Raw genomic sequence first — 20595 nt, forward strand, 5'->3', positions numbered from 1 at the left:
TCTGATCGATCCACCGGCTGTGGCCATGTGTTCAGGCGATGTTCTAGTCGCGTTCCCGTTTTGTGTCAAACTCTTTAAAGGTTTATGTACCTAACCTGCTCCCCGACGTGGCGTGCGGGATCGTGCGGCGGACGCACGATCAGCACGTTCGCACCCGCGAGGACGGTGAGAAGCGAACTGTCCTGCCGCTCGGCCGCCCGGATGCCGTCGTCGTCGCGGCAAGCGCGCATGTAATGCTGACGCGGACCGTTCGGCCCAAGCGGAGCGGACAGGATGGCCTCGCCTTCGCGCAGTCTCTCGGCGGGCAGGCCCTGCATCGCGCGCAGCATCGGCCGAAGGAAAAGATGCCCGCAGACCATGGCTGAAACCGGGTTCCCTGGCAGCCCGACCATCGCCGCCTGTCCCATACGCCCAGCCATCAGCGGCTTTCCGGGCCGCATCGCGATCTTGTAGAAGGCACGTTCCATCCCGAGGTCGGCGGCGACCTCGCCGACAAGGTCGTGGTCGCCCACGGACGCCCCACCGATGGTCACGACAAGGTCGGCGTCGCGTGCAAGGCCGAAGACCGTCGTGAGCGAGGCGCGGGTGTCGCGCGCGACCGGAAGTAGCCTGACTTCGGCGCCCTCCGCCTCGGCCATCGCGGCGAGGCCGAAGCTGTTCGACGCGATGATCTGGTCGGGACGAGGGTCTTCGCCCGGCATCACCAGTTCGTCGCCGGTGGCGATGATCGCGAGGCGGGGACGCCGCGCGACCGTCACACGGGGCACGTTCATCGACGCGGCAAGCGCCACGTCGGCGGGCGTCAGGCGGCGCGGCGCGGCCAGGCGGTCGCCCACCTTGAAGTCCGCCCCTATCTCCCTGATGTAGCGTTCTGAATCCGGACCTGCACCAAGCGAAATCCGTTCGCCGGTGACGACGACATCCTCCTGGATCACGACCCTGTCGGCACCTTCGGGCACGACGCCGCCCGTGAAGATCCGCACCGCATCGCCGTCAGCGACCGAGCCCGCAAAGGCGTGACCCGCCGCCGCCTGGCCCACGACGCGCCAGGGCCCGTCGCCCGCGACGGCATAGCCGTCCATGACCGAGGCGCGGAACGGCGGCTGGTTCCGGAGCGCCACCACATCTGCCGCCAGAACGCGGCCCGCGGCGTTCCGCAGGGGCACCTCTTCGGAGTCCACTCGCGTGACCAGCGCGAAGACATGGGCCAGCGCCTCGTCGACCGAAATCACCCGGCCGCCTCGTAGCGGCCCGATTTGCCGCCGTCCTTGAGCAGAAGGCGCACGTCCTCGATCACCATGCCCTTCTCGACCGCCTTCACCATGTCGTAGACGGTGAGGCAGGCCACGGCGACGGCGGTCAGCGCCTCCATCTCGACGCCGGTCTGGCCCGAGGTCTTGACGCTTGCCTCGACGCGGATGCCGGGCCGCGAGGGGTCGGCGGTCAGGTCCAGTGCGACCTTGGTGATCGGTAGGGGATGGCAGAGCGGGATCAGCTCGGCCGTCTTCTTCGCGCCCATGATGCCCGCCAGCCGCGAGACGGACAGGACGTCGCCCTTCTTCGCACGACCTTCGGTAATGAGATCAAGAGTTTCGGCACGCATCCTCACCCAGCCCTCTGCGACCGCAAGGCGGTCTGTGACGGCCTTGCCGGACACGTCGACCATATGCGCGTGGCCCTGTCCGTCGAAGTGGGTCAGCCCGCTCATGCTGGTACGGGGTCGGCAAGGATCGCGCGGGTGGCGGCCGTCACATCGGCCTGCCGCATCAGGCTTTCGCCGATCAGGAACGTCCGCGCCCCGACGCGGGCGAGACGTGCCAGGTCGTCCGGCGTGACAAGCCCGCTTTCTGCCACCAGCATCTTGCCCCCGGGCACGCGGGCAGCCAGCCTCTCGGTCGTGCCGAGGTCGGTCTCGAAGGTGCGGAGGTTGCGGTTGTTCACGCCGAGAAGCGGCGACTTCAGCGCAAGCGCGCGGTCGAGATCGGCCTCGTCGTGGACCTCGACGAGGACGTCCATGCCCCAGTCGGTCGCTGCGGCCTCCAGCTCGGCGGCCTGCGCGTCGGACACGCTCGCCATGATGATGAGGATGCAATCCGCGCCCCAGGCCCGCGCCTCGGCGACCTGGTAGGTGTCGTAGAGGAAGTCCTTCCTGAGGCAGGGCAACGCCACAGCGTCTCGCGCCGCCGTCAGAAAGCCAGGTGCGCCCTGGAACGACGGCGCATCGGTCAGGACGGACAGGCAGGTAGCCCCTCCGGCCTCATAGGCGCGGGCCAGCGCGGGCGGATCGAAGTCGGGCCGGATCAGGCCCTTCGACGGGCTCGCCTTCTTGATCTCGGCGATGAGGCCATAGCCGGTCCGGGAGGCCTGCACGAGCGCATGCGCGAACCCCCTCGGCGCGGAGGCGGCCCGCGCGGCGTCCTCGACGCCGGACAGCGGCCGCGCGACCTTGGCGGCGGCGATCTCGTCCAGCTTGTAGGCCTTGATGTGGTCCAGAACGTCGGTCATGGCCCGTGGATAACCTGTTCGCCGGCCCGAGGAAAGCGCCGGCGGCGCGGGACTTGTCCGCGTATTTTCGGCAAGATGAAGGGCAGGGCGCGCCTTCCGCTTCATCTTGCCCCAAATACGCATCAGTCCGATGCGTCAGGCCCAGTCGACCGGCGTCTCACCCCGCCCGTCGAGCCAGGTGTTGACCCGGCTGAACGGGCGCGAGCCGAAGAACCCGCGATAGGCCGACAGGGGCGAGGGGTGCGGACTTTCCAGGAAGAGATGGCCGTCTCCGGTCACGAACCGCCGGAAGGACTGCGCCGGCGCGCCCCAGAGGACGAAGGCGCGAGGGCGGTCCGACAGGCGCGCCATCACCTCCTCGGTCAGTCGACGCCAGCCGAGGGAGGCGTGGCCGTTCTTGACGCCTGCCGGGACCGAAAGCGCGGTGTTGAGGAGGAGAACGCCCTGGTCGGCCCAGGGCGACAGGTCTCCGCTCGCCGGTGCGCGGCCCAGATCGTCCTTCATCTCGCGGAAGATGTTCTTCAGCGACGGGGGCAGCTTCACACCCTCGGCGACCGAGAAGGCGAGGCCGTTGGCGTGGCCCGGGGTCGGGTAGGGGTCCTGCCCCAGGATCACGACGCGGGTGGCGTCGGGCTGGCAGCGGGAGAGGGCGGCGAAGCGTTGATCTTCTGGCGGCAGGATCAGTCGCGTCTCGACGGCGATCGCCGCCTGGAGCCGCGGCCAGTCGCGGTCGAAGAAGGGCAGGTCGGCCCAGTCGCCAAGGTCCGGCGAAATCACGCGCCGGAGGTGACGCGCGCCAGCCCCTCGAGCTTGCCGCGCGCCGCGCCCGAGTCGATGCTTTCGGCGGCGATCGCCGCGCCCTCGTGCAGGTCGGCCGCCTTTTCGGCGATCACGAGGGCAGCGGCGGCGTTCAGAATGACCGCGTCGCGGTAGGCGCCGGGCTGACCGTCGAGCAGCGCGCGGAAGGCGGTCGCGTTCTCCTCGGGCGTGCCGCCCAGGATGTCGCGGAAGGGGTGAACGGGCAGGCCTGCATCCTCGGGGTGGATCTCGGCCGAAGTGATCTCGCCGTCCTTCAGGATCGCGGCAGAGGTGGTGCCGGAGATCGAGATCTCGTCGGTGCCGTCCGCGCCGTGGACCAGCCAGGCGGCCTCGGACCCCAGAAGCTGCAGCGTCTCGGCCATCGGATGGATCAGGTCGATGGCGAAGGCGCCGGTAAGCTGGCGCTTGACGCCTGCCGGATTCGTCAGGGGTCCCAGGATGTTGAAGATCGTCTTGCATCCGAGTTCCTGGCGGACGGGCATGACGTGCTTCATCGCCGGGTGGTGCATGGGCGCCATCATGAAGCCGATGCCGACCTCCTGCAGCGCGCGCTCGACGACCTCGGGGCCGACCATGACGTCGATGCCCATCTGGCCCTGAACGTCGGCCGCTCCCGACTTCGACGACAGGTTGCGGTTGCCGTGCTTCGCCACCGGCACGCCCGCGCCCGCGACGACGAAGGCGGTCGCGGTCGAGATGTTGAGCGTGCCCTTGCCGTCGCCGCCGGTGCCGACGATGTCCATTGCACCTTCGGGCGCGCGGACCGCCGAGCATTTCGAGCGCATGACGGCGGCGGCGGCGGCGTATTCCGACACGGCCTCGCCCCGGGCGCGCATCGCCATCAGAAGGCCCGCCATCTGCGCGGGCGTCGCGGCGCCCTCGAAGATGATGCGGAAGGCCTCGGTCGCCTGCGAGCGGGACAGCGGCCCTTCGGAGGCGGCGTAGATCAGGGGTTTCATCGCGTCGCTCATGCGGGCTCCGGCACGCGGGAGAGGAAATTCTTCAGAAGGGTGTGACCATGCTCGGAGCGGATCGACTCGGGGTGGAACTGAACGCCTTCGATCGGCTTCTCGCGGTGACGCAGGCCCATGATCGTGCCGTCCTCCAACCAGGCGGTGACCTCGAGGCTGTCCGGCAGGCTCGCGCGCTCGACGACGAGCGAATGGTAGCGCGTGCCTTTCAGGGGGGACGGAAGCCCGGCGAAGACGCCGCGACCTTCGTGCAGGATGTGGCCCATCTTGCCGTGAACGATCTCGCCCGCGCGCACGACCTTGCCGCCGAAGGCCTGGCCAATGGCCTGGTGCCCGAGGCAGACGCCGAAGAGCGGGGTGTTCGTCTCGGCCGCGGCCTCGATCAGGGCAAGGCAGATGCCGGCGCGGTCGGGGTCGCAGGGACCGGGGGACAGGATGATGCCGGAGGGGTTCAGCGCCATCGCCTCCTGCACGTTCAGCGCGTCGTTGCGTTTCACGACGCAGTCCGCCCCCAACTCGCCCAGGTAGTGGACGAGGTTGAAGGTAAAGCTGTCGTAGTTGTCGATCAGCAGCAGCATTTCGTCACGCCTTGCGGCCCTATGCAGATATGGGGTGTCAGCGCCCGAAAGCGCGGGTATACTTCGACCAGAGGCGCCACCTTACGTCAAGGCGCCCGCGGGCATTAGAGCAGATCGGAGGAAAGACCGGTGGGACGCGGCTTTCTTGCAGGGATTTTCTGGGGCGGAATCGTCGGGCTTGGCCTGCTTCTGGTGTCGAGCCAGACGATGGAGCGACAGCAGTTGTCTTTCCCCCGGCCCGAGGCGGCCGAGGTTCAGGTGCCGGGCGGCAGCGAATTCGACCAGGCGCGGCCCGAGACCGATCCGGTCGTGCCCGCGCCCGAGACGCGGCCCGCCGCCGAGATCACGGGCAGCGTGACCGTCCCCGAGACGCCGTCCGAGACCGCGCCCTCGCTCGATACCGCGTCTCTCGACGTGCCCACACCCGCGATCGACGCGCCCGAGGCTCTGGGCGACGCGCCCGAGGCATCGGAGGCCACGGCTGAAACACCGTCGACCGACGTCGCGCCCGACAGCGGAAACCCGTCGTTGACGGTCCCCGAGACGCCGGTCGATGCGCCCGATACGCAGACCGCCGCGCCCGTCGAAGCCGATGCGCCAGGCGAGAGCGCCGACTCCGACGCGGTCGAGGCGGCTTCGTCGACGCCTCCCGTCGTCGAGACCGAGATAGCGGCCTTGCCGACTGCGCAGGCCGAAACACCGACGAGCCCGGCCGCCGATCCCGCGCCGCAGGTCTCGACAGCAGGAACCGAGCCGGCGGAGCAGGCAGCGCCCGAAGTGGGCGGCGAGCCGTCGCTTCCCGGCATGGCGGAGGTCGAGGACGGCCCCAGCCTGCCGTCGCCCGCGGTCGAGGCGGTCGAGCAGCCGGAGGCAGATATCGTCGCGGCGGCCCCAGAGCCCGCCCCGGAACCTGAACCGGAACCCGAGCCTCAACCGGAGCAGGAGCCCGCGGCGGAGCCTGTGCCCGCGCCTGCGGCGGAGCCTGCGCCCGAACCCCAGCCTGCACCTCAGCCCGTGATCGTCGAGACGGCGCCCGGCAGCGGCAACGGCGCCGCCACCGTCACCGTCGACGGAAGCGACTCCTCGTTCTTCTCGCCGGTGGATACGCTCACCGACACGGACCAGGGCGCCTCCACCAGCCGGTTGCCGCAGATCGGCGGCACGGTCGTCGCTCCGACCCCCGGCGCCGAAGTTGCCGCCGAGGTGACCGAAGACGCTGAGATGGCCGAGAGCGATGCGCCCCAGGGACCGGCTCTGGAAGCCTTCGCCGTGCCGTTCGAGAACCCCGAGAACGCCGCGCTCGTCTCGGTCGTTCTCGTGCAGGACGGGCCGATCCTGACCGAGGCGCAACTGGCCCAGCTTCCGCCGTTCGTGTCCTTCGCCATCGACGCCGCCACGCCCGACGCCGCCGAGGCCGCGCGCCGCTATCGTGCGGCGGGCCGCGAAGTCGTGCTGATCCCGTCGCTGCCCGAGAACGCGCAGCCCCAGGACGTCGAGCAGGCCTTGCGCGCGAACCTCGACCTTGTCCCCGAGGCGGTCGCGCTGATGGACGTTTCAGGCGCGAGCTTCCAATCCGACCGCGCCGCCGTGCAACAGATCGTCGATGCGATCTCGGACACCGGCCACGGCCTCGTCACCTTTCCGCGCGGGCTGAACGCCGCCCACCAGATCGCGGGACGGGCCGGGATAAAGACCGGGCTCGTGTTCCGCAACATCGACGGCGACGGCGAAACGGGCGAGCAGATCCGCCGCACCCTTGACCGGGCCGCCTTCCGGGCGCGCCAGGACGACGCGGTGATCCTCGTCGGCACGACGCGGCCCGACACGCTGGTCGCGGTGGTGGAATGGGCCATCGGCAACCGGAACGTCACGCTTGCCCCGATCTCGGCAGCGCTGGCCTCGCAGTAGTACCGGACGTCAGTGCGCGGGGGCGTCGGCGGCGTCGACGAGGGTGCGTCCGCCGTCCACGGTCAGGACGCGGCCGGTCATGAAGCCCGAGGCCTCGGAGGCGAGGAAATGCGCGACCTCGGCCACTTCCGAGGCGCTGGCGATCCGGTTCAGCGGCGTCGCCGCGAGGATCCGGCCCCTGAGGTCGTCCTGAGACTTGAGCGAAGACTGAAGCCCCGTGGTCATCACTGAGCCGAGGGCGATGCCATTGACCCGGATGCGGTGCGGGGCAAGCGACACGGCCATCGACCGGGTGAGTTGGTCGATCGCCGCCGAGGTCACCGAAAAGGCCATCAGCCCGGGCTGGGTCCGGCGCGCGGCGATGGACGACAGGTTGATGATCGAGCCCGCGGGCGCGTCGTCGTCGTCCTCCTCGGCCTGGCGGATCATCCGGCGCGCGAAGGTCTGCGTGACGCGAAGCGTGGGCAGGAGGTTCTGCTGGAGCGTCGCCTCGAAGCCGTCTTCGTCGGAATCCAGCGGATCGCCGACCAGAAGCTTGCGCGAGCCGTTCACCAGGATGTCGACACGGTCGAAGCGGTCGAGCGTCGCCGACAGAAGATTGGCCAGCGTCAGTTTCTGGCGCAGGTCGCCGGCAAACCAGGCGACGCTGTCCTCTTCGTCGGTGCCGGAGCCGAGTTCGGCCTGAAGCCTCTCCTCGTCCATGTCCGCAAACATGACGCGCGCGCCCTTCTCGACGAAGTGGCGCGCGATGGCGAGGCCGACCCCGTTGGCCGCGCCGGTGACGACGGCGGTCTTGCCCGCGATGGAGAACGACATGGAGGCTATCCTTTCCGGGGGGCGCGCGGCCGGCTTGCGGCATAAAGCTTGAACGGACCGGAGGGGTCCAGGGCACGGACCTCGCGGAAGGCCTCGTCCAGCGTCTTTTCGTAGGGCAGATGGCGGTTCGCCACAAGCCAGAGCGTGCCGTGAGGTTTCAGCATCTGGGCGGCAGCGCGGATGAAGTCACGGCCCAGTTCGGGATCGGCCCGGCGCGAGGCATGAAAGGGCGGATTGGTGACGACGTGATCGGCCGGGGTCTCGGGCCGCCAGTCGCGCGCATCGGCCCAGTGGAAGTGGGCGCGGGGATCGGTCACGTTCTCGCGCGCCGCGTCGAGGGCGGCGTGGTCCGCCTCGACGAGGTCGAGCCGGGTGACGCCCTTGCGGGTCAGGATCGCCCGCGACAGGAAGCCCCATCCCGCGCCGAGGTCGACGACCGCGCCCTTGAGGTCGGGCAGGGCGGCAGCCAGCGCTTCGGACGCAGGGTCCGGTCCGTCGGCCGAGAAGACGCCGGGCCGGGTGGCGAAGCCGCCCGCGACCCGGGCGGGGGTCTCGAGCCAATCGTCGAAGGTGCCGCCCGAGAGCGCGAAGATCTTGCCGTGCGCCTTCGAGATCGCCTCGCTCACCTCGGCCCGCGCCCGCAGGTCCTTCAGCATCGAATCGATCCCGTCGGTCTTCTGGCCGTCGACCAGCACCGGGCCATCCGTCGCCGCCGCCGTTCGCGCGATGAGATCGCGCGCCGCGTCCTTCGCGCGGGGAAGGGAGAGGAAGGCGAGGGCATAGGGCCCGCCCGGCGTCTCGCGCATCGCGAATCCCTCCGCCGCGAAGCGCCGGTGTGCGGGAAACTGGCGGGCGATCACCTCGACACGGTCGCGGGGCAGGGCCGACAGGTCGGCGTCAGCAGGCGGCTCGACGACCGCGATGGTGCCGCTCGCGGGCAGGGCGGCGAGGCCCCTTTCGAGCGCGAGTGTCAGGCGGTCGGACAGCATGGACGAGAGCGAGGCAAGGGCCTCACTCCTTCTCCATCGTGCATTGCAGCGGGTGCTGATGGCGGCGCGCGAAGTCCATCACCTGCGCCACCTTGGTCTCGGCCACCTCGAACGAGAACACGCCCACGACGGCCAGCCCCTTCTTGTGGACCGTCAGCATCAGGTCGAGGGCCTGCGCGTGGTTCATCCCGAAAAACCGCTCGAGGACATGCACGACGAACTCCATCGGCGTGTAGTCGTCATTCAGCAGCATCACCTTGTAGAGCGGCGGCCGCTGAGTCGTCGGCTTGGTCTCGGTCAGGACGCCGGAATCGTTTCCGGGCGTCGTGTCGTCGCCTTTGGCCAGTCTATGAAGCAAACGGGGGCTCACGGGCACCTTCGATCGTTGCGGGGACAGGCGCCACAATATAAGCGTTCGGGCCCAAGTGAAAAGAGGGAGGCGGGCCTCGATCTTGCCCCGGCCCCCGATCGGGGGCATCACGCGGGCCATGCTGACCGCCATCTGCTTCGATGCCGACGACACGCTCTGGCACAACGAGCGCTTCTTTCGCCTGACGCAGGAGCGCTTTCACGACCTCCTGAAGTCACACGCCGACCGCGACCATCTCGAGGCGCGTCTTCTGGACGCCGAGCGGCGCAACATCGGGCGGTACGGATTCGGCATCAAGGGATTCGTCCTGTCGATGATCGAAACGGCGCTCGAGGTGACGCAGAACCGCGTCTCGGGCGAGGTGATAGCCGAGATCCTGCGCGCGGGGCACGAGATGCTGGCGCATCCCATCGAACTTTTGCCCGGCGTCGAGGAAACGGTGCACAGGCTTGCCGAGGGCCGAACCCTGCTTCTTGTCACCAAGGGCGATCTCCTGGACCAGGAGCGCAAGCTTGCGCAATCGGGCCTGGGCGACGTTTTCGACGGGGTCGAGATCGTCTCGGACAAGTCGCCCCGCGTTTATGCAGGCATATTCACGGGACGCGGAATTGCGTCGGATCAGGCGCTGATGGTCGGCAATTCGCTGAAAAGCGACGTCAATCCGGTGATCGAGGTCGGCGGCTGGGGCGTCTGGGTTCCGCACGGCGAGACCTGGGCCCTGGAGGCCGCCCGTGAGCCTGTCGAGTCGCCGCGTTACCGCCGGATCGAAGGCCTGGGAGAATTGCCTGATTTGGTGGCGGATATCGAGCGCAACATATAGCGCTCTATTCGTCCCGCCACACGCCATCTGGTAGCATCCCGCCAACGACGTCAATTTACGGGAAATTCGTTATTTTCTGTTGATTTGACACGTGTTAGGCTTGGAAAAACGAGCATTGTTCCGGCGCCAAACGATCGGAACGCTAATATTGAGGCAAAAGGGGCAGTATGGTGTCGGGCATCCGCATCGTCTTCCAGGCGTGTATCCTCTCTTTCTTCCTTTCGGTCGGTGTGGTGCAGGGCGCACCCTACGCGGCGATGGTGATCGACGCGCGATCGGGGGAAATCATCCATTCCCGCAACGCCGACACCCGGCTTCATCCCGCATCGCTGACCAAGATGATGACGCTTTACGTCGTCTTCGACGCGATCGAGCGCGGTGAACTCAGTCTCGACACGCAGGTCACGATCTCGAACAAGGCGGCGGGCGAACCGCCGTCGCGCCTGGGTCTGAAGGCGGGCCAGAAGATTCGCATCCGCGACCTGATCCGGGCCGCCGCCGTCAAATCTGCGAACGACGCCGCGACCGCCCTGGGCGAGGCCGTGTCCGGCAGCGAAGCCGCCTTCGCGCGGCGCATGACCCGCTCGGCACAGGCGCTTGGCATGACCTCGTCGACCTTCCGCAACGCGCATGGGCTGACCGAAAGCGGGCACCTGTCGACCGCGCGGGACATGACGACGCTCGGGCGGCACCTGTTCTACGACTTCCCCGAATACTACAACCTGTTCTCGCGCCGCTCGACCAACGCGGGCTCGAAGACGGTGTCGAACACCAACCGCCGCCTTCTCGACGCCTATCGCGGCGCGGACGGCATCAAGACCGGCTACACCCGCGCGGCGGGCTACAACCTCGTCGCCTCGGCCGAGCGTGGGCAGGAGCGGATCATCGCGACGGTCTTCGGCGGAAGGTCGACGCCATGGCGCACCGCCAAGATCGCGGAGCTTCTGGATCTGGGCTTCGAACGCGCGCCGAGCCAGGTCGCCGTCGTCAAGCCGCGCAGGCCGGACCTTTCGGGTGCGGGCCGGGGCGAGGCCGCCTCGGAGCCCGCCCTTGTCGCGTCGGGCCTCATCGCACGCTCGCCACGTCCGGCGGGACGGCCCGGCGACGACGTGAGCGGCGAGACCCTGGTCGCCCTGGCGGCGGGCATATCCGACGTCCTGGCCGAGGTGGCGGTGGCGGAAGCCGCGATCCCGGTTCCGCAGCCCGCGCCTGTCGCAGTTCAGGCCGCAAGCCTCGCCGGCGCCTTCCTGCGCCCCGCGCCGCGCCCCGGCCTGGCCGAGGGATCGGAGGAGGAGCCCTCGCGCGCCATCGCAAGCCTTGCCGACGGTCCCGTCGTCGTCACCCGCGTCTCGACCTCGGGCGGGCAGCACTGGGCGATCAACGTCGGCCGCTTCAACACCCGCAACGAGGCCGAGCGCGTGCTGCTTCAGACCGCCCTCGTCGAGATGTCGACGCTCGACTCGGCGCTCCGCAAGGTCGTCCGCAGCCCGAAGGGATGGGAGGCGAACTTCGTCGGCCTGTCGGAAGCGAAGGCCGAGATGGCCTGCAAGCGGCTGACGGCGCAGAACGTCAACTGCACACCGGTCGGTCCGGGCTGAGACAGTGCGCAGGTGGGTGCTCTGCCCCGTCGCCATCGTCGCTCGGACCGATGGCGCTCCGATGGCGACCCCCGGGATATTTGCCGACCGATGAAGCCCTAAAGCTCGGCGAGCCGTGACAGCGCGGTGTCGAGGCGGTTCAGCTCCTCGCCCTTCTCCGACGCGAGAGCCTCGGTTTCCTCGATGACCTCGGGTGCGGCGTTCTCGCGAAACTTCGGGTTCTTCAGACGCCCTTCGAGACCGCCAAGCTCCTTCCGCAGCTTCTCGACCGTCTTGCCAAGACGCGCGCGCTCGGCACCGACGTCGATCAGCCCTTCGAGAGGCAGCGCGAAGGTGCCGCCGCCGACGGCGATGGTGGCGGCGCCCTTCGGAGCGGCCTCTGCCGCCGTCAGACTGTCGATCCCGGCTTCGCGGTCGCGCAGGATCAGCGCCTCGTTCCGCGCCCAGGCCGCTTCGCCCGCCTCGTCGAGCGACAGCTTCAGGAGCGGGGCCTTGACCGACTTCGGCACGTTCATCTCGCCGCGCACCGAGCGGACCTTCTCGATCACGTCGCGCACCCACCGCATCTCGGACAGCGCGTCGGCGTCGATCAGTTCCTCGCCGTAGGTCGGCCAGTCGCCGTGGACGAGCATCTTGTCGCGGGTCGCCGACAGCTCCCACAGCTCTTCGGTGATGAAGGGCATGATGGGGTGCAGCATCAGGAGAAGCTGGTCGAGCGCCCAGCCATAGACCGCGCGGGTCTCGTCCGCCGCCTCGCCGTCGAGGAGAGGCTTGGCGAATTCGACGTACCAGTCGAAGAAGGTGTAGGCGAAGGCGTAAAGCCCGTTCGCCGCGTCGTTGAACCGGAAGGCGTCGAGGGCGGCGTCGAGGTCGATGCGCGCGCGGGCGACCTCGCCCACGATCCACTTGTTCGCGGTGGCGGTGAGCGGCGTGCCCGGTTGCCAGCGGGCATGGCCGAAGACGCCGTTCATCTCGGCGAAGCGCGCGGCGTTCCAGAGCTTCGTGCTGAAGTTGCGATAGCCCGCGATGCGCTGCGGCGAAAGCTTCAGGTCGCGGCCCATCGCGGCCATCGAGGTCACCGTGAAGCGCACCGCGTCGGCGCCGTATTCGTCGATCAGCTCCAAGGGGTCGAGGACGTTGCCGAGCGACTTCGACATCTTCTTGCCCTTCTCGTCGCGGACGAGCGCGTGGACGTAGACGGTGTCGAAGGGGCGTTCGCCCACGACGGCGTATTGCATCATCATCATCCGCGCGACCCAGAAGAAGATGATGTCGAAGCCGGTGATGAGGACGGAAGTGGGGAAGTATTTCTTCAGTTCGGGCGTGTCCTCGGGCCAGCCGAGGGTGCCGATGGGCCAGAGACCGGAAGAGAACCAGGTGTCGAGGACGTCGGGGTCGCGGTAGGCGACCATAGTGTTGGCCTGAATATCGCGGAGTAGTGCCTCTGAAACTCGTCGGCCGGCTTCCTCTTCGTCCTTCCGTAGGCTTTCGACCGTCTCTTCCATCAGCGCATTGGTCAAATACGCGTCGATTGGATTGTTGTCGGCGAGTGTGAAGTCAGAAGGGATCTCGACTACGCGATCTGCTCCGAAGCGCTCCTTAGCAATGCGCTGAACTTCATCGAAGTTCGCGGCGCAAATGGTCAGCTTATCGGTTGAGGAGCCGTCTGGATTGCCTGCGGAACCGTCTGAATTCCGGCCCGGGAAATACCAAACCGGGATCTGATGCCCCCACCAGAGCTGGCGCGAGATGCACCAGGGCTCGATGCTCTCGAGCCAGTTGAAGTAGACCCGTCTGTGTTGCTCGGGCAGGATCTCGACCGTGCCGTCGCGGACGGCCTCCAGCGCGGGGCCGACAATCTTGGCGGTGTCGACGAACCACTGGTCCGTCAGCATCGGCTCGATGACGACCTTCGAGCGGTCGCCGTAGGGGGCCATGATCTTCTTGGCCTCGACGAGCGGCACCATGTCCCGGGCCTGATCCGGGACCTCGCGGGGCCCCGGCTCTCCGGCCGGGGCAGGCTCTCCGGCCGGGACAGACTTCCGCGCCCCGAGCCGCGGGTCGTCCGCGGAGGTCATCACCGCCAGACCCTCGGAGGTGATCTGCTCGACGACTCGCTTCCGTGCCTCGAAGCGGTCCAACCCGCGCAGGTCGTCCGGCACCAGGTTGATCGCGTCGGCCTCGGCTTCGGAGAGCGTGCGCTCGCCCTTGGCGACCGACAGCGCCAGCGCCGCTGCCTCGGCATAGGGAGCGCCGTCCTCGCGCATGGCCCCCTTCGTGTCCATCAGGCGGTACATCGGGATGCCGCCGCGCTTGGCCACCTGGTAGTCGTTGAAGTCGTGCGCCCCGGTGATCTTCACCGCGCCCGAGCCGAAGGTGGGGTCGGGGTATTCGTCGGTGATGATGGGGATCAGGCGGCGGTGTTCCTTCGGGCCGACCGGGATCTCGCAGAGCTGGCCCACGATGGGGGCATAGCGCGCGTCGGAGGGATGGACCGCGACCGCGCCGTCGCCCAGCATGGTCTCGGGGCGCGTGGTGGCGATGGAGATGTAATCGCGCGTCTCGGTGAAGAGGACGTTCCCGTCCTCGTCCTTCTCGACGTATTCATAGGTGGCACCGCCCGCGAGCGGGTACTTGAAGTGCCACATGTGGCCGTCGACCTCGGTGTTCTCGACCTCGAGGTCGGAGATCGCCGTCTCGAAATGCGGGTCCCAGTTCACCAGCCGCTTGCCGCGATAGATCAGGCCCTTGTCGTACATGTCGACGAAGACCTTGATGACGGCGTCGTGGAAGTTGCCCTCCTCGCCCTCTGGCGCATTCGGGGCGCCCGACATGGTGAAGGCGTTGCGCGACCAGTCGCAGGAGGCGCCGAGGCGCTTCAACTGCTCGATGATCGTGCCGCCGGACTGCTTCTTCCACTCCCAGACCTTCGCGGTGAAGGCCTCGCGCCCCATCTCGCGCCGGCCGACGTTCCCGGCTTTCGCCAATTCGCGCTCGACGACCATCTGGGTCGCGATGCCGGCGTGGTCCTGCCCGGGCTGCCAGAGCGTGTCGTGGCCGCGCATCCGGTGCCAGCGCGTCAGGATGTCCTGCAGCGTGTTGTTGAAGGCGTGGCCCATGTGGAGGACGCCGGTGACGTTCGGCGGCGGGATCATGATCGAGAAGGTCTCGTCCGACGAGGCGTTGGCCCCGGCCTTGAAGGCCTGCGCCTTTTCCCAGGCGGCATAGATCCGCGGCTCGGCCTCGCTGGCGTCGAAAGTCTTTTCCATGTCCCGTCTCGTCCTTCGCGTTCCGCGCCCCATTTAGCGGCCCGCGCGGGCAAGGGAAACCCTGCAGCGGCCTCTGGACACCGGGGGCAGGGCGGCTAGGGTTCGCACCGACACATCCCGGGAGAGACCAGATGGACAAGTTCGGCAAATCGCAGCCCGTGCGCCGCCTCGAGGACCGCCGCTTCATCACCGGGCAGGGCCGCTACATCGACGACGTGGCGCCGAAGGACGCCTGGCACGCGGTCTTCGTGAGAAGCCAGGTCGCGCATGGCAAACTGTCGCCCGTCGATCTCTCCGAGGTGCGCGACATGCCGGGCGTGAAAGCCGCCTATGCCGCCGCCGATCTCACCGAGATGGGGATCGACTACACCATGCCGACCGAGCCCGTGCGCAACCTCGACGGTTCGAAGGGGGCGCTGCCTCCCCGGCCGATCCTGGCCCGCGACAAGGTCCTGTTCGTCGGTGACGCCATCGCAGTGATCGTGGCCGAGACGAAGCGCGAGGCGCAGGACGCCGCCGAAGCGGTCATGGCCGACATCGACGAGTTGCCCGCCAAGGTCGACATGGCCGAGGGCGGCGAGACGCTGCATCCGGAAGCGCCGTCGAACCTCGCCTTCGACTGGGGCAAGGGCGACATGGAGCGCGTCGAGGGCATCATCGCCAAGGCTCCGAAGGTCGTGAAAACGCGGATCTTCGACAACCGGATCATCGTCAACTCGATGGAGCCGCGCGGCGTCTATGCCGAGTGGGACGGCACCAAGCTGCACGTCGGCTACAGCGGGCAGGGCGTCTGGGGGCTGAAGGCCGAGCTTGCGGGTTGCTTCGGGCTCGACGCCGAGAACGTCCGCGTGACCACGCCCGACGTGGGCGGCGGCTTCGGCATGAAGGGCATGGATTATCCCGAGTACTTCGTGATCGCCGCCGCCGCCAAGGCGCTGAACCATCCCGTGCGCTGGATCGCCGAGCGGACGGAGTCGATGCTGACCGACAACGGCGGACGTGACCTGTTGTCGGACACGACGCTCGCCTTCGACGACGACAACCGCATCCTCGCCTACAAGGTCGAGACGCTCTGCAACCTCGGTGCCCACAACTCGGGCTACGCCCAGCAGATCCAGACCGAGCTTTTCGCCAAGGTCGCCATGGGCACCTATGACGTGCGCGACATCGCGCTGCACTCGAAAGGGTTCTTCACCAACACCACGCAGATCGACGCCTATCGCGGCGCGGGGCGGCCCGAGGCGATCTTCGCGCTGGAACGGTCGATGGACAACGCCGCGCGCGAGCTGGGCGTCGATCCCTGGGAGTTGCGGCGGATCAACTTCATCCCGCCCTCCAAGTTTCCCTACAAGACCGCCATCGCCGACACCTACGACGTGGGCGATTTCGCCCGGGTGATGGACCGCGCGAAGATCGAGTGCGACGCCGACGGTTTTCCGGCCCGGCGCAAGGAAAGCGAGGCGAAGGGCAAGCTGCGGGGCTTCGGCCTCTGCTACTACATCGAATCGATTCTCGGCGATCCGTCCGAACACGCCCGCGTCGTCTTCGAGGAAGACGGCACCGTCAGCCTCTTCGTCGGCACGCAGTCGAACGGTCAGGGGCACGAGACAGTCTACGCCGCCTTCCTGTCCGACCAGACCGGCATCCCGGTCGAGAAGATCAGGGTCGTGCAGGGCGACACCGACCTCATTCCGTCGGGCGGCGGCACGGGCGGGTCGCGCTCGGTCACGACGCAGTCGGCGGCGACGCTGAAGACGGTCGATACCGTGACGAAGCAGTTCGCCGAGTACCTGGCGGGCAAGAACGACGGCGCCGAGGTCACCTTCGACGACGAGCGATTCCGCATCGCCGGCTCGAACGCCACGCCCTCGATGATCGAGGTCGCGGCGATGGCGCGCGAGGACGGCCGGACCGACATCCTCGACGTGCGCGAAAAGAACACGCTGCCGCAGATGTCCTTCCCGAACGGGGCGCATATCGCCGAGGTCGAGATCGACCCCGATACGGGCCTCGTGAAACTGGTGAAGTACTCCGTCACCGACGATTTCGGCAATCTCATCAACCCCATGCTGGCCGAAGGTCAGGTGCACGGCGGGGTCGCCCAGGGCGTGGGGCAGGCCTTGACCGAGCATGTCGTCTATGACGAAACCGGCCAGCTTCTGACCGCGACCTTCATGGACTACGGGATGCCGCGCGCCGACGACATGCCGATGATCCACTTCGTGACCGAGGCCGTGCCTTCGACCGCGAACCCCATGGGCATGAAGGGCTGCGGCGAGGCGGGGACGGTCGCGGCACTGGCCGCCGTCTCGAACGCCGTGGCGGACGCGCTGGCCACGCGCGGCGTCCCTCACATCGACATGCCCTTCACCGCAGCGAAGGTCTGGCACGCGCTGAACGGCTCGTCGATGGCGGCGGAGTAACGACACGAAAAGTTTCTTTTCCGCGACGCAGGCAGTCGTGGAAAAATTTAGACTGCCGTCCTATCTTCAGGACATGGCCCGGTATTGTGTGAGTGGCGTCTGATGGGGTGGGGCGAGCGTCTTAGCGGTCTTCTCGGCTTTTTCCGCCGCACCGAACGATCGGTCCAGCCGCACACCCGCGACCCCGTCGACCATGTCGTTCTTCTCGACGGCACCATGTCCACGCTGGACGAGGGCGCCGAGACGAACGTGGGCCTCATCTACAAGCTGCTTGAAGAAGCCTCGCGCACGCGTCGCCTCGGCCTTCTCTACGAGGCCGGGACGCAGTGGGAGGACTGGTCGAAGACGCTCGACATCATCGAGGGGCGCGGCATCAACCGCCAGATCCGGCGGGTCTATGGCTGGCTTGCCTCGCGCTATCGGCCGGGCGACCGGATCTTCCTCATCGGCTACTCGCGCGGCGCCTATGCGGCGCGGTCGCTGGCGGGCGTCATCGGGCAGGTGGGCCTTCTGCGCCCCGAGCAGGCAACCGAGCGGATGGTGAACGAGGCCTGGAAGCACTATCAGGCGGACACCGTGTCGGAGGTCTGCGCCGAGTTCACGCGCGAATACTGCCACGACGATACCCCGATCGAGGTTCTGGGCCTTTTCGACACCGTGAAGTCTCTCGGCTTCCGTGCGCCCTTCGTCTGGAAGTGGGCCGAGGTCAAGCACTCGTTCCATCACCACCACCTGGGCCGCCATGTCCGGCGCGGCTATCACGCCCTCGCGCTCGACGAGACGCGCGAGGCGTTCGCCCCTGTCCTCTGGGACACACCTAATGAGTTCGATGGCGAGGTCGAGCAGGTCTGGTTCCGGGGTAGCCACGGCGACGTCGGCGGCCAGCTTGCCGGCTTCGATCCGGCGCGGCCGCTGTCGAACATCCCGCTTCTGTGGATGCTTGAGCGTCTGGAACGGTGCGACCTGCCTCTGCCGTCCGAATGGCGTTCGCGCATTCAGATCGATCCGGACGCGCCGTCCGTCGGCACCTGGCGCGGTTGGGGCAAGTTCTTTCTGGCGCGGAAGCGGCGTGTCGTGGGCGCGGACGGATCCGAGTCCATTCACCCTTCCGCGCTTGGCCGGTCGCGCCGCGCCCGCGCGGTGGCGGCTGACCTCAACCCTGCTCGGGAAGCGACATGACAAGGCAGGTGGTCGACGCGGTCGCATAGAGCCGACCGTCCTCGACACCGTAGAGCTCGGCCGTGGCCACACCCGTCGACCGTCCGACGTGACCAGCCGTGGCACTGGCGCGCATGGCCTGACCCGGCCGGATCGCGCGGATCAGGTTCACCTTGTATTCCAGCGTCGTGTAGATCGTGCCCTTCGGCAGCTTCGACATCACCGCGCAACCCAGTGCGGAATCGAGTATCGCGCCATACCACCCGCCGTGGATGCTCTGCATCGGGTTCAGGTGATGCGCCTCCGGCGTGCCCTCGAAGCTGACGCGGCCCTCCTCGGCCTCGGTCACGCGAAAGCCGAAGTGCTCGAGAATGGGGGCGTGTGGCAGAGAGCCGTTCAGGACGCCCCGCATGTAATCCAGCCCCGACATCGAGGTGATGACGTCCATGCTCATGGACACGAGCCTAGACGGGCCCGCGACGTGCGCAAGGGCTCAGGCCACCTTCTCGAGCGCGGTCTCGGGCGCCAGGCCAAGGGCGTGAACCACGTCGCGCGTCATGTGAGGGTCGTTGAGCGTGTAGAAGTGCAGGTGCGATGCGCCGCCTTGCAGCAGGTGATCGCAAAGCTGGGTGCAGACGGCGGTCGCGTATAGCTCGGTCCGCCCGTCGCGTTCGGCGGTCTCGAAGCCGTGGACGAGCTTTTCGGGAATATGCGCGCCGCAGCGGGAGGCGAAGGCGTGCGCGCCCTTCCACGACTGGATCGGCAGGATGCCCGGCAGGATCTCGGCCTCGATCCCCGCCTTCACGCAGCGGTCGCGGAAGCGGAAGAAGGTGTCGGCCTCGAAGAAGAACTGGGTGATCGCGCGGGTGGCGCCCGCATCCACCTTGCGCTTCAGCCACTCGACGTCGGCATCGCCCGAGCCCGCCTCGGGGTGCGGGTCCGGGTAGGCGCCCACGGTGATCTCGAAACGCCCGGTGTCGGCCAGCGCGCGGACGAGGTCGACCGAGCTGTCGAAGCCCTGCGGATGGGGGAGGAAGCCTTGCGAGCCTTTCGGCGGATCGCCGCGAAGCGCCACGATGTGGGACACGCCCGCGTCGGCATAACGATGCGCGATCTCCAGCGATTCCTCTCGCGTAGCGTCCACACAGGTCAGGTGCGCGGCGACCTTCAGGCCGGTGTGCGCCGTGATCGCCTCGACCGCTTCGTGCGTCAGTTGCCGCGTCGTGCCGCCCGCGCCGTACGTGACGGACACGAAGGCCGGATCGGTGTGCTTCAGCGCGGTGACGGCGTTCCAGAGGCGGAACGACGCGTCCACCGAGCGTGGCGGGAAGAACTCGTAGGAGACAGTGGCGGTCATGTCGGACTCCAATGCGTTGAAGATGTTGTGTCACGCGAGGCCATGTGAGACAAATTCATAATTCTCATCACCTTCATGAGTCCGGCCGCATAATGCACATTGAGTTCCGCCACCTCCGCACCATCCGGGCGATCCACGAGGCCGGAGGTCTGACGCAGGCCGCCGAGCTTCTGAACATCACGCAATCCGCCCTGTCGCATCAGGTAAAGGGCATCGAGGATCAGGCGGGGGTAGAGCTGTTCGTGCGCCGCTCGAAGCCGCTGAAGCTATCCTCGGCCGGTCAGCGGCTCCTGAAGCTTGCCGAGAAGATCCTGCCCGAGCTCGAGGCGATGGAGGCCGAGTTCGAGGGGCTAAGGTCGGGCAAGTCGGGCCGGATGCACATCGCCATCGAATGCCACGCCTGCTTCGAGTGGCTGTTCCCGGTGCTCGAGGAGTTCCGCAAGGCCTGGCCCGACGTCGATGTCGACATCCGCCCCGGTCTCGCCTTCGACGCGCTGCCCGCGCTCCAGCGCGAGGAGGTCGACCTCGTCGTGTCCTCGGACCCCGAGACGCTTGACGGCATCACCTTCTCGGGCCTCTTCGACTACGAGCCCGTCTTCGTCGCCTCGTCCCAGCATCCGCTGGCCGCGAAGCCCTTCGTCGAGGCCGAGGATTTCCGGGGCGAGCTTCTGATCACCTATCCGGTGGAGCGGTCACGGCTGGACGTCTTCAGCCAGCTTCTGACGCCCGCAAAGGTCGAGCCCCGCGCGGTGCGGCAGGTCGAGCTGACGGCGGTGATCCTGCTGCTGGTGGCGTCGAACCGGGGCGTCGCCGTCCTGCCCGACTGGGTCGTGCGCGAGGTGCGCTACCATTCCGACTACGTGACGCGGCCGATCACGGACCGGGGCCTGACCCGCCGTCTTTATGCCGCGACACGGACCGACGACGCGACGCGCCCCTTCGTGGCGCATCTTCTTCGGCTTGCGCGCAGCATTCCCGTCAAGATGCAGCGGGGCGACCTTTAGGGCGCGCCCC

At 67.9% G+C, this 20595-nt stretch carries 18 protein-coding genes; 6 read left to right on the forward strand and 12 right to left on the reverse strand.

Annotated elements, in window-relative coordinates; translation table 11 throughout:
• Positions 1–74: 74 nt before the first annotated feature.
• The 6 genes from C8D95_RS08215 to C8D95_RS08240 form a co-directional block, all read right to left on the reverse strand.
• Positions 75–1232 carry a molybdopterin molybdotransferase MoeA gene (locus tag C8D95_RS08215; protein WP_109758692.1) on the reverse strand — a complete coding sequence of 386 codons (1158 nt, stop codon included), beginning with the start codon at positions 1230–1232 and terminating at the stop codon, positions 75–77.
• On the reverse strand, positions 1229–1708 hold the full coding sequence (moaC, locus tag C8D95_RS08220; RefSeq protein WP_109758693.1) for a cyclic pyranopterin monophosphate synthase MoaC: 480 nt from the start codon (positions 1706–1708) through the stop codon (positions 1229–1231). Before moaC ends, C8D95_RS08215 begins: the two co-directional genes overlap by 4 nt.
• On the reverse strand, positions 1705–2505 hold the full coding sequence (gene trpC, locus C8D95_RS08225; RefSeq protein ID WP_109759010.1) for an indole-3-glycerol phosphate synthase TrpC: 801 nt from the start codon (positions 2503–2505) through the stop codon (positions 1705–1707). The genes moaC and trpC overlap by 4 nt, the downstream gene beginning before the upstream one ends.
• Before the next feature lie 135 nt (positions 2506–2640).
• Complete coding sequence (locus tag C8D95_RS08230; protein WP_420902663.1) at positions 2641–3282, reverse strand: uracil-DNA glycosylase; 642 nt, start codon at positions 3280–3282, stop codon at positions 2641–2643.
• Entirely contained in the window at positions 3279–4295 is a 1017-nt protein-coding gene (gene trpD / locus C8D95_RS08235) for an anthranilate phosphoribosyltransferase (protein WP_109758694.1), read from the reverse strand. The genes C8D95_RS08230 and trpD overlap by 4 nt, the downstream gene beginning before the upstream one ends.
• Positions 4292–4873: an anthranilate synthase component II gene (locus tag C8D95_RS08240; protein ID WP_109758695.1), complete on the reverse strand. Its 582-nt coding sequence runs from the start codon at positions 4871–4873 to the stop codon at positions 4292–4294. Before C8D95_RS08240 ends, trpD begins: the two co-directional genes overlap by 4 nt.
• Positions 4874–5002: 129 nt before the next feature.
• On the opposite strand from C8D95_RS08240, the gene C8D95_RS08245 reads away from it, so the two are divergent.
• Positions 5003–6781, forward strand: coding sequence for a divergent polysaccharide deacetylase family protein (locus tag C8D95_RS08245; RefSeq protein WP_109758696.1), 1779 nt, complete (start codon positions 5003–5005; stop codon positions 6779–6781).
• A 9-nt stretch (positions 6782–6790) separates the two neighbouring features.
• Here C8D95_RS08245 and C8D95_RS08250 read toward each other — a convergent pair whose 3' ends face one another.
• From C8D95_RS08250 to clpS, 3 genes are read right to left on the reverse strand one after another with little or no spacing between them, the layout of a single operon-like run.
• A complete protein-coding gene (locus C8D95_RS08250) occupies positions 6791–7597 on the reverse strand; it encodes an SDR family NAD(P)-dependent oxidoreductase (RefSeq protein WP_109758697.1) in 807 nt (268 codons plus the stop codon).
• A 5-nt stretch (positions 7598–7602) separates the two neighbouring features.
• Entirely contained in the window at positions 7603–8586 is a 984-nt protein-coding gene (locus C8D95_RS08255; RefSeq protein ID WP_109758698.1) for a class I SAM-dependent methyltransferase, read from the reverse strand.
• 22 nt (positions 8587–8608) lie between these two features.
• Positions 8609–8944, reverse strand: a complete 336-nt coding sequence (gene clpS / locus C8D95_RS08260) for an ATP-dependent Clp protease adapter ClpS (protein WP_420902668.1) — start codon at positions 8942–8944, stop codon at positions 8609–8611.
• Positions 8945–9074: 130 nt separating this feature from the next.
• On the opposite strand from clpS, the gene C8D95_RS08265 reads away from it, so the two are divergent.
• Together C8D95_RS08265 and C8D95_RS08270 are read left to right on the forward strand one after the other, a co-directional pair.
• Positions 9075–9776, forward strand: coding sequence for an HAD family hydrolase (locus C8D95_RS08265; protein ID WP_109758699.1), 702 nt, complete (start codon positions 9075–9077; stop codon positions 9774–9776).
• Positions 9777–9943: 167 nt separating this feature from the next.
• Positions 9944–11374: a D-alanyl-D-alanine carboxypeptidase family protein gene (locus C8D95_RS08270; RefSeq protein ID WP_109758700.1), complete on the forward strand. Its 1431-nt coding sequence runs from the start codon at positions 9944–9946 to the stop codon at positions 11372–11374.
• A 98-nt stretch (positions 11375–11472) separates the two neighbouring features.
• On the opposite strand, the gene C8D95_RS08275 is transcribed toward C8D95_RS08270, so the two are convergent.
• A complete protein-coding gene (locus C8D95_RS08275) occupies positions 11473–14643 on the reverse strand; it encodes a valine--tRNA ligase (protein ID WP_109758701.1) in 3171 nt (1056 codons plus the stop codon).
• Between the two features lie 131 nt (positions 14644–14774).
• On the opposite strand from C8D95_RS08275, the gene C8D95_RS08280 reads away from it, so the two are divergent.
• Together C8D95_RS08280 and C8D95_RS08285 are read left to right on the forward strand one after the other, a co-directional pair.
• Positions 14775–17066 (forward strand): xanthine dehydrogenase family protein molybdopterin-binding subunit, encoded by a 2292-nt coding sequence (locus tag C8D95_RS08280; RefSeq protein ID WP_109758702.1) that lies wholly within the window; start codon positions 14775–14777, stop codon positions 17064–17066.
• Between the two features lie 84 nt (positions 17067–17150).
• A complete protein-coding gene (locus C8D95_RS08285) occupies positions 17151–18245 on the forward strand; it encodes a T6SS phospholipase effector Tle1-like catalytic domain-containing protein (RefSeq protein WP_420902664.1) in 1095 nt (364 codons plus the stop codon).
• On the opposite strand, the gene C8D95_RS08290 is transcribed toward C8D95_RS08285, so the two are convergent.
• A complete protein-coding gene (locus C8D95_RS08290; protein WP_109758704.1) occupies positions 18220–18678 on the reverse strand; it encodes a PaaI family thioesterase in 459 nt (152 codons plus the stop codon). The two genes, C8D95_RS08285 and C8D95_RS08290, sit on opposite strands and share 26 nt — an antisense overlap.
• A gap of 39 nt (positions 18679–18717) precedes the next feature.
• Positions 18718–19581: a methylenetetrahydrofolate reductase [NAD(P)H] gene (gene metF, locus C8D95_RS08295; RefSeq protein ID WP_109758705.1), complete on the reverse strand. Its 864-nt coding sequence runs from the start codon at positions 19579–19581 to the stop codon at positions 18718–18720.
• 92 nt (positions 19582–19673) lie between these two features.
• Here metF and C8D95_RS08300 point away from each other — a divergent pair, with 92 nt between their 5' ends.
• Entirely contained in the window at positions 19674–20585 is a 912-nt protein-coding gene (locus C8D95_RS08300; protein WP_109758706.1) for a LysR family transcriptional regulator, read from the forward strand.
• Positions 20586–20595: the final 10 nt, after the last annotated feature.

The sequence above is a fragment of the Silicimonas algicola genome, assembly GCF_003148765.1.
In the GTDB taxonomy this organism is placed as follows: domain Bacteria; phylum Pseudomonadota; class Alphaproteobacteria; order Rhodobacterales; family Rhodobacteraceae; genus Silicimonas; species Silicimonas algicola.